Source organism: Methyloceanibacter sp. (genome assembly GCF_050728395.1).
Taxonomy (GTDB): Bacteria; Pseudomonadota; Alphaproteobacteria; order Rhizobiales; family Methyloligellaceae; genus Methyloceanibacter.
Genome location: NZ_JBOHJB010000116.1, coordinates 1 through 7,681, shown reverse-complemented (window position 1 = coordinate 7,681; position 7,681 = coordinate 1). Strand labels below are relative to the sequence as shown.

The following is a 7,681-nucleotide window of genomic DNA, read 5'->3' as shown; positions in this document are numbered from 1 at the left end:
ACTGAATGAGTTTTTCACCCCACCCGGCGCGCAACGCGCGCCGACCTCCCCATCAAGGGGAGGTAGGGAGTTTGTGGCATCGTTACGCGAAATCCCAGGGGCATGGGGTTTGCAATCCCTCTAGGAGACGCTATCTGACGTGTAGAAAATTGAGAATTTTGGCGATACGACAAAACCCGCCATGGCCAAACCCCGCACGCTATACGACAAGATCTGGGACGAGCACCTGGTGCACGAGGCGCCGGACGGCACCTGCCTGATCTATATCGACCGCCACCTCGTGCATGAGGTGACGAGCCCGCAGGCCTTCGAGGGTTTGCGCATGACTGGGCGGAAGGTGCGGGCGCCTGAGAAGACGCTTGCCGTGGTCGATCACAACGTGCCGACCACCGACCGCTCCTTTGGCATCGACGACCCTGAATCCGCGCTGCAAGTGGCGACGCTCGCCGAGAATGCGCGCGAGTTCGGCATCGAGTATTTCAGCGAGCTCGACCACCGCCAGGGCATCGTTCACATCATCGGTCCCGAGCAGGGCTTCACGCTACCAGGCACCACCATCGTCTGCGGCGACTCGCACACCTCCACTCACGGAGCCTTCGGCGCCCTCGCCCACGGCATCGGCACGAGCGAGGTCGAGCACGTGCTCGCCACCCAGACGCTGATCCAGAAGAAGGCCAAGAACATGCGGGTGCGCGTCGACGGCGCGCTGAAGGACGGCGTCACCGCCAAGGACATCATCCTCGCCATCATCGGCGATATCGGCACGGCCGGCGGCACCGGACACGTCATCGAATATGCCGGCGAGGCGGTGCACGCGCTCTCCATGGAAGGGCGCATGACCATCTGCAACATGTCGATCGAGGGTGGCGCCCGCGCCGGGCTGATCGCGCCCGACGAGAAGACCTTCGACTACATCAAGGGCCGTCCCCGCGCGCCAAAGGCCGGAGCCTATGAGATGGCGCTCCGCCATTGGCAGACGCTCTATTCCGATGAGGATGCGGCCTTCGACCGCGAGATCGTGCTGCACGCCGAGAAGCTGCCGCCGCTCGTCACCTGGGGGACGAGCCCTGAGCAGGTGATCTCGGTGACCGGGCGTGTGCCGCGGCCAGAGGAGATCGCCGACGAGACCAAGCGCAAGGCCGCCATCCGCTCGCTTGACTATATGGGCCTCACCGGCGGCGAGAGGATCACCGACATCGCGCTCGACCGCGTGTTCATCGGTTCCTGCACCAATGGGCGCATCGAGGATTTGCGCGAGGTGGCGCGGATCGTCGACGGCAAGCATGTGCATGAGAATGTCAGTGCCATGATCGTGCCGGGCTCAGGGCTGGTGAAGGAGCAGGCGGAAGCGGAGGGCCTCGACAAGATCTTCAAGGAAGCGGGCTTCGACTGGCGCGAGCCCGGCTGCTCGATGTGCCTCGGCATGAACCCCGATCAGCTTGCGCCCCGTGAGCGCTGCGCCTCGACCTCGAACCGCAATTTCGAAGGCCGCCAGGGCAGGCTCGGCCGCACCCATCTCGTCTCGCCGGTGATGGCGGCGGCTGCGGCGCTCGCCGGCCGCTTCGTCGACATCCGCGACCATTGAGCCCCTGCACCACTCTGCGTCATCGCCAGGCTTGACCCGGCGATCCACTAGGGCGAATCGACTCATGCGGCAAATTGGAGGTGCTCGGCACGGCCCAAGGAGATGCTGCGCGATCAGCCGTTGCGTGATTTCCTGAAGCCCCACGAAACTGCGTCGGAGCCGGATTTCACGCTGAAGGAGGGAATTATTCTTGGCCGCAAGCCGCGCTAGAGGTCTCGATTGGCATGGCGCTCAGGCGCCGTCTCTTGCCGAGTTCGAGGCGATCGCCGACCGGGCGTTCCAGCGCCTGCCCCGCCGCTTCCGCGATCTCTGCAAGGACGTGGTGATCCGCATCGAGGATTTCCCCACCGACGAGGTGCTCGACGCTCTGGCGGCCGAATCGGAATTCGATCTGCTCGGCCTCTATCACGGCGTCGATCTCGCCCGGCAAAGCGTCATGGACCCCGCCGCCATGCCTGAGATGGTGTTCCTCTACCGCCGGCCGATCCTCGACTACTGGGCCGAGCACGAGGAGACGCTAGGGCACATCGTCACCCATGTGCTGGTGCATGAGATCGGCCATCATTTCGGCCTTTCCGACGCCGACATGCATCACATCGAGGAAGAAGCCGCGGCCTAATGCCCGGCATCGACTGTTTCGGAGCTTGCCCAGCGAGTCGTCATACCGGCGAAAGCCGGTATCCATTTTTTTTGTTGCGCTTCGCGCGCTGGATTCCGGCGTTCGCCGGAATGACGAACGTCACCAGCCCACGATCGCTTCGCCCGTCACGTGCGCGGCGATCGCCTTGACCAGAAGCTCATAGTCGTCGCAAGGCCCGCCGCAGCGGTCGGCGATCTCCATGAGCTGCTCTTTCGCCTTCGCCACATCGTCCTTCAGCAGATAGGCCTCGCCGAGATATTGCCGCGCCTTGGTGTAGTTGGGATCGATGGCAAGCGCCCGGTGGTAGTAGTCGATGCCCTTGTCGACATCTCCGAGCTTGCGCGTGGAGTAGCCGATCAGGTTCAGCACCTGCGGATTGTTCCGGTCCTTGATGCGGAAGAGGAGCGGCAGCGCATCGGCGTAGCGGGCCTCGAGCGCGAAATCGCCGGCAGCGAGGTACAGATCCTCATCGCTCAGCGAAGCCGAATTGCCGTCGAGGCAAGCCTCGACGCCGCCGCTCCACACTTGCCCGGTTCCGCAACTCGTCTTGACGCAGTCGCGCTTTTTATCGCTGTAGCGCTTACCTTTGGGACAGACCTTTGTCCTGCTGGGCTTTGTGTCGTCCTTGTTGAACTGACGCATCTCCTCGACTGCGTGAGCCCGCGGCACGGCGAGGAGAAGCCCGACCAGGACCGCCAACGCCGCAAAGAGTGCCGTTGAACCTCTTGCCGCAGTCATGCTCGCTCTACCAATCTGCCGATTCACCTTCGGTGACATAGGTCGCGATCGCCTTGACCAGAAGCTCATAGTCGTTGCAAGGCCCGCCGCAGCGGTCGGCGATCTCCATGAGCTGCTCTTTCGCCTTGGCCACGTCGCCCTTGAGCAGATAAGCCTCGCCGAGATATTGGCGCGCCTTGGTGAAGTTCGGATCGATGGCGAGCGCCTGGTGATAATAGTCGATGCCCTTGTCGACGTCGCCGAGCTTGCGCGTCGAGTAGCCGATCGAGTTGAGCACTCTCGCCTGCTCGCGGTTCTTGACGCGGAAGAACAGCTTCAACGCCTCGGCGTAGTGCCCTTCCTGGCCGAGCTCGCGCCCGGCAACATAGAGGTCGTCATCGCTCAGAGAAGCCGAATTGCCGTCGAGGCAAGCATCGACACCGCTGCTCCAGACCTGCCCGGTGCCGCAACTCGTCCTGACGCAGCCGTGCTTCTTCTCGCTATACCTTTGGCCGCTGGGACAGCCCTTGCTGGCTTTCGCGCCGCCGCTATCGTCCGTATCTTCGACGGCAAAGGCCTGCGGAACCGCCAAGGCAAGAACGAGCAAAATGGCCCCGGCGCCCAACGCCGTCATATATCCAATCGACCGGGCCATGGCTTCGTCTCCGCATCCTTCAGTCTGAGTCGCATACCACCGCTAGCATGTCATGCCGCCTACGAGCATGACGCCGCGGCGGCAATCACGCGATTTTGAAATGCGAGGCAGCGCCCGCAAGCCGCCGTTTTGCCGTTGACGGAGGCTCTGCCCCGCCTCCAGAGTTGCCAGGGGCTCATTCAAATCACTGCTCAAGGGCAGCAAGGAAGTAGAGCATGGGGTCGGCTGCCCGCTTAAGGGGCGTTATTGCGTTGTTCCTGGCACTTGCCGTGGCAGGCCCCGAGCCTCAGGCCATTGCCATCGAGAAGGACAAGCTCGTGCCCGCAGGGCGCCTGGTAATTTCCGGGCGGCGCCTCTCTTGCGGCAACACCCAGACGCTGCTCAGAGACTTCGAGGGCTTCGCCGTCTCCTCCACGGTGATCATGCTCAACATGCAGGCGCTGAACCCACTGCCGCGGCAGGTGCAATGGCTGATCTATTATCACGAATGCGGCCACATCCTCCTTGGCCCAAGCGAGACGGCGGCGGATTGCTATGCGGTCAAGCGCGCGCGGCGCGAAGGCTGGCTCAACGATCAGACGCTCGACGACGTTTGCGCGGTGTTCAACATCGCCGGCCACGGCCCGGTGCATCCCGACCCGCAAGCGCGCTGCAATCAGCTTCGCCAGTGCTTCGGCAAGACGGGTGTGACGGCCCGTGAGGGCGACAAATAGCGCCGGATTCGGGGCCTCGCAGGCAGATTGCGCAAAGCCCGTTCGCCCCGTAAGCTGCGCTTCATGAGGGATGCGTCAATGCGAATTGGGGGGGCGCTTTTCGGCGTCTTGGCCTGCGGAAGCCTTGCGTTCCAGCCGCTTCCGGCGCGCGCCCAGGAACACACCTTCCTCGACGGCCCGAGCGGCCCGACCATCGAAGACTATCTGAAGCAGGCCGGACCGGACGTGAAGCTCGTCCCCCAAGGCAGCCTCAAGATCGACGGCAGGTCGGTAAATTGCGGCAAGCGGCCGACGGTGCTGAATTCGAATTTCGACAGTTGGGGCGGCGCCTTTCCCGGCTTCCTCATCCTCAACACCAAAAAGATCAGCGGGCTCTCCACCGCGGTGAAGCTTTACGTCTATTCCCATGAATGCGGTCACCAGTTCGAAGGGCCTGACGAGACCAAGGCCGACCTGTTCGCCATCAGGCGCGGCGTGAAATGGGGCTGGCTCGACGCCGTGGGCATGGAGGATATCTGCAACTTCATCTCGACGCTGAAGGGCGATGCGGTGCATCCGCCGGGCTCCGAGCGCTGCGAGACCATGCGCAACTATTACAAGACGCTGATCGAGAGCGGCACCAGCCAGTCGGCGAGCGCGCCGCCGGCCCAGCCAGCCTCGAAGCAGAAGGCGCAGACGCTCGCGCCGCAATAGAAGCCGGCCGTGTCTGGCCGCACATTCGTGCCGTGGCCGGGCTTGTCCCGGCCATCCGCGTCTCTATCACTCACTTGTCATGGCTGGGCTTGTCCCGGCCATCCACGTCTCTATATTGCCGATACTGTCGAAAATTCTAGGCAAACAGTAGATGGAAAAATTCATCACGCTCACCGGCATCGCGGCGCACTTGCCGATGATCAATGTCGACACCGACATGATCATCCCGAAGCAATATCTGAAGACGATCAAGCGCACCGGGCTTGGCAAGGGCCTGTTCGCCGAGCTGCGCTATGACGAGGAGGGCAAGCCTCATCCCCACTTCGTGCTGCACAAACCGCCCTACCACCAAGCCACGATCCTGATCACCGGCGAGAATTTCGGCTGCGGCTCGTCGCGCGAGCACGCGCCCTGGGCGCTGCTCGATTTCGGCATTCGCTGCGTCATCGCGCCAAGCTTCGCCGACATCTTCTACAACAACTGCTTCAAGAACGGCATTCTGCCCATTGCCTTGCCGCAGAGCGAGATCGACAAGCTCATCGACGATGCCTCGCGCGGGGCGAACGCTACCATCACCATCGACCTTCCCAACCAGGAGATCAGAGGCCCAGACGGCGGCGTGATCCGTTTCGACATCGACCCGTTTCTCAAGCGCTGCCTGATCGAAGGCCTCGACGATATCGGGCTGACCCTGGAGAAGGCTGAGCACATCGACAGCTTCGAGACCTCCTCGCGCACCCGCCGCCCTTGGGCTTGAGCTGCTTCAGCCTTCCTCGGGACGAGCATCTTGCTCTCCCCTCCCCCCTTGAGGGGGAGGGATAGGGAGGGGGGTTCAACTCATAGACTCGCGTCGAGCTGCACCCCCCTCCGCGCGCCTACGTAGGCGCGCGTGCTCCCCCTCAAGGGGGGAGCGGAAAGACTCATTGCATTGAGCCTTACTCAAACGGGATCGGCTTGGAGCTCTGCTCGAGCAGCGTCTTGCCGTCGCGGGCGATGGTGACCTTGGCGTGATAGGTGCCTTCTGGCCAGCCGCCTGCCGGCACCCCGCGCTTGCCCGCTTGCAGCAGAAACCGCCCCTGGTCCTCGCCGAGGGTCTGCGTGTTGTGCAGCAAGGATTTGTCCTCGTTGACCAGCGCGATCTCCACGATGTCGCCCTTCTTGAGGCCGGCAGCGAGCACATAGGCTATGGCCGGTGTGTTGAAAAGCGGCGCGGGCAGCGCGGCACCCGTCTCCAACTCGGCCGTGGTGGCCTCGTGATCGGTCACCCCCAAGGCAAGCACCTTGGCATCCTCGGCCAATGCGGTCGCGGCCATCCCGCAAATCAAGACCAAGGCGAACAGCACCCTTGTCAGCATTTCCGTCTCCCTTTAGGCAGTTCCACTATCGATTCTTGTCATGGCCGGGCTTGTACCGGCCATCCACGTCTTTCGACTTGCCACACGCAAGAAAAATCGTGGATGCCCGGCACAAGTCCGGGCATGACGGCAACAAATGGCGGATGCGCATGACAACGTACAAGCTCCTGCTGCTGCCCGGCGACGGCATCGGCCCCGAAGTGATGGAAGAGGTCTCCCGCGTCATCGCCTGGGTGAATGCGCGGGGGCACGCCAAGATCGAGACCGAGACCGACCTCGTCGGCGGCTGCGCTTACGATGCGCACGGGCAGGCGATCTCCGATGCGGCCATGCGACGCGCATCCGCCGCCGATGCGGTGATGCTCGGCGCCGTCGGCGGCCCGAAATGGGACGGCGTTGCTTACGACCAGCGCCCCGAGGCGGGGCTGCTGCGGCTGCGCAAGGACCTCGAGCTGTTCGCCAATCTCCGTCCTGCCATCTGCTATCCGGCGCTCGCCGACGCCTCCTCGCTCAAGCGCGACCAGGTCGACGGCCTCGACATTATGATCGTGCGCGAACTGACCGGCGGGGTCTATTTCGGCGAGCCGAAGGAGATCAAGGATCTGGGGAACGGCCAGAAGCGCGCCGTCGATACCCAAGTCTACGAGACCTACGAGATCGAGCGCATCGCTGCCGTCGCCTTCGAGCTCGCGCGGCTTCGCCGCAACCAGGTGCATTCGGCCGAGAAGCGCAACGTGATGAAGACCGGCGTGTTGTGGAACGAGGTGGTGACCCGCCTGCACCAGGAGAGCTACGCCGACGTGACGCTCTACCACATCCTCGCCGACAATTGCGCCATGCAGCTCGTGCGCGCGCCGAAGCAGTTCGACGTGATCGTCACCGACAATCTGTTCGGCGACATGCTGTCCGACGAGGCGTCGATGCTGACCGGCTCGCTCGGCATGCTGCCGTCGGCCTCGCTCGGCGCCACCGATGCGAACGGACATCGCCGCGCGCTGTACGAGCCGGTGCATGGTTCGGCGCCGGATATCGCAGGCCGAGGCGTCGCCAACCCCATCGCGACAATAGCGAGCTTCGCCATGTGCTTGCGCTATTCCTTCAATCTGGGAGAGACGGCTGACAGAATAGAAAGGGCGATCGCCTTCGTGCTCGATGAAGGCTACCGCACCGCCGATATCGCGCAAGCCGACTGCCGCACCATCGGCACCGCCGAGATGGGCAAGACCATCGTTGCCGCGCTCGACCGCATAGGTTAGCCCCCACCCGGCCGTCCCGCTTGCTCTCCCCTCCCCCCTTGAGGGGGAGGGATAGGGAGGGGGGTCC

General features: G+C 63.5%; 9 protein-coding genes. 6 read left to right on the top strand and 3 right to left on the bottom strand.

Annotated features, from left to right (window positions below; translation table 11 throughout):
* Positions 1–181 precede the first annotated feature (181 nt).
* Together leuC and ACREC7_RS14740 are read left to right on the top strand one after the other, a co-directional pair.
* Positions 182–1,585, top strand: coding sequence for a 3-isopropylmalate dehydratase large subunit (leuC, locus tag ACREC7_RS14745; RefSeq protein ID WP_431556447.1), 1,404 nt, complete (start codon positions 182–184; stop codon positions 1,583–1,585).
* Positions 1,586–1,775: 190 nt separating this feature from the next.
* A complete protein-coding gene (locus ACREC7_RS14740; RefSeq protein WP_431556446.1) occupies positions 1,776–2,204 on the top strand; it encodes a metallopeptidase family protein in 429 nt (142 codons plus the stop codon).
* Positions 2,205–2,324: 120 nt separating this feature from the next.
* Here the strand turns inward: ACREC7_RS14740 and ACREC7_RS14735 are convergent, their stop codons facing one another.
* The gene (locus ACREC7_RS14735; RefSeq protein ID WP_431556445.1) at positions 2,325–2,963 is read right to left on the bottom strand and encodes a tetratricopeptide repeat protein; all 639 of its coding nucleotides are present in this window, start codon (positions 2,961–2,963) and stop codon (positions 2,325–2,327) included.
* 7 nt (positions 2,964–2,970) lie between these two features.
* Entirely contained in the window at positions 2,971–3,597 is a 627-nt protein-coding gene (locus ACREC7_RS14730) for a tetratricopeptide repeat protein (protein WP_431556444.1), read from the bottom strand.
* Positions 3,598–3,812: 215 nt separating this feature from the next.
* Here ACREC7_RS14730 and ACREC7_RS14725 point away from each other — a divergent pair, with 215 nt between their 5' ends.
* The 3 genes from ACREC7_RS14725 (at position 3,813) to leuD (ending at position 5,760) form a co-directional block, all read left to right on the top strand.
* Complete coding sequence (locus ACREC7_RS14725) at positions 3,813–4,310, top strand: hypothetical protein (protein WP_431556443.1); 498 nt, start codon at positions 3,813–3,815, stop codon at positions 4,308–4,310.
* A 78-nt stretch (positions 4,311–4,388) separates the two neighbouring features.
* Positions 4,389–5,003, top strand: a complete 615-nt coding sequence (locus ACREC7_RS14720; protein WP_431556442.1) for a hypothetical protein — start codon at positions 4,389–4,391, stop codon at positions 5,001–5,003.
* Positions 5,004–5,154: 151 nt separating this feature from the next.
* Complete coding sequence (gene leuD, locus ACREC7_RS14715) at positions 5,155–5,760, top strand: 3-isopropylmalate dehydratase small subunit (RefSeq protein ID WP_431556441.1); 606 nt, start codon at positions 5,155–5,157, stop codon at positions 5,758–5,760.
* A gap of 178 nt (positions 5,761–5,938) precedes the next feature.
* Here leuD and ACREC7_RS14710 read toward each other — a convergent pair whose 3' ends face one another.
* Positions 5,939–6,358 (bottom strand): hypothetical protein, encoded by a 420-nt coding sequence (locus ACREC7_RS14710; protein ID WP_431556440.1) that lies wholly within the window; start codon positions 6,356–6,358, stop codon positions 5,939–5,941.
* Between the two features lie 149 nt (positions 6,359–6,507).
* Between ACREC7_RS14710 and leuB the strand changes: the two genes are divergently transcribed.
* Positions 6,508–7,614 carry a 3-isopropylmalate dehydrogenase gene (gene leuB / locus ACREC7_RS14705; protein ID WP_431556439.1) on the top strand — a complete coding sequence of 369 codons (1,107 nt, stop codon included), beginning with the start codon at positions 6,508–6,510 and terminating at the stop codon, positions 7,612–7,614.
* Positions 7,615–7,681 lie beyond the last annotated feature (67 nt).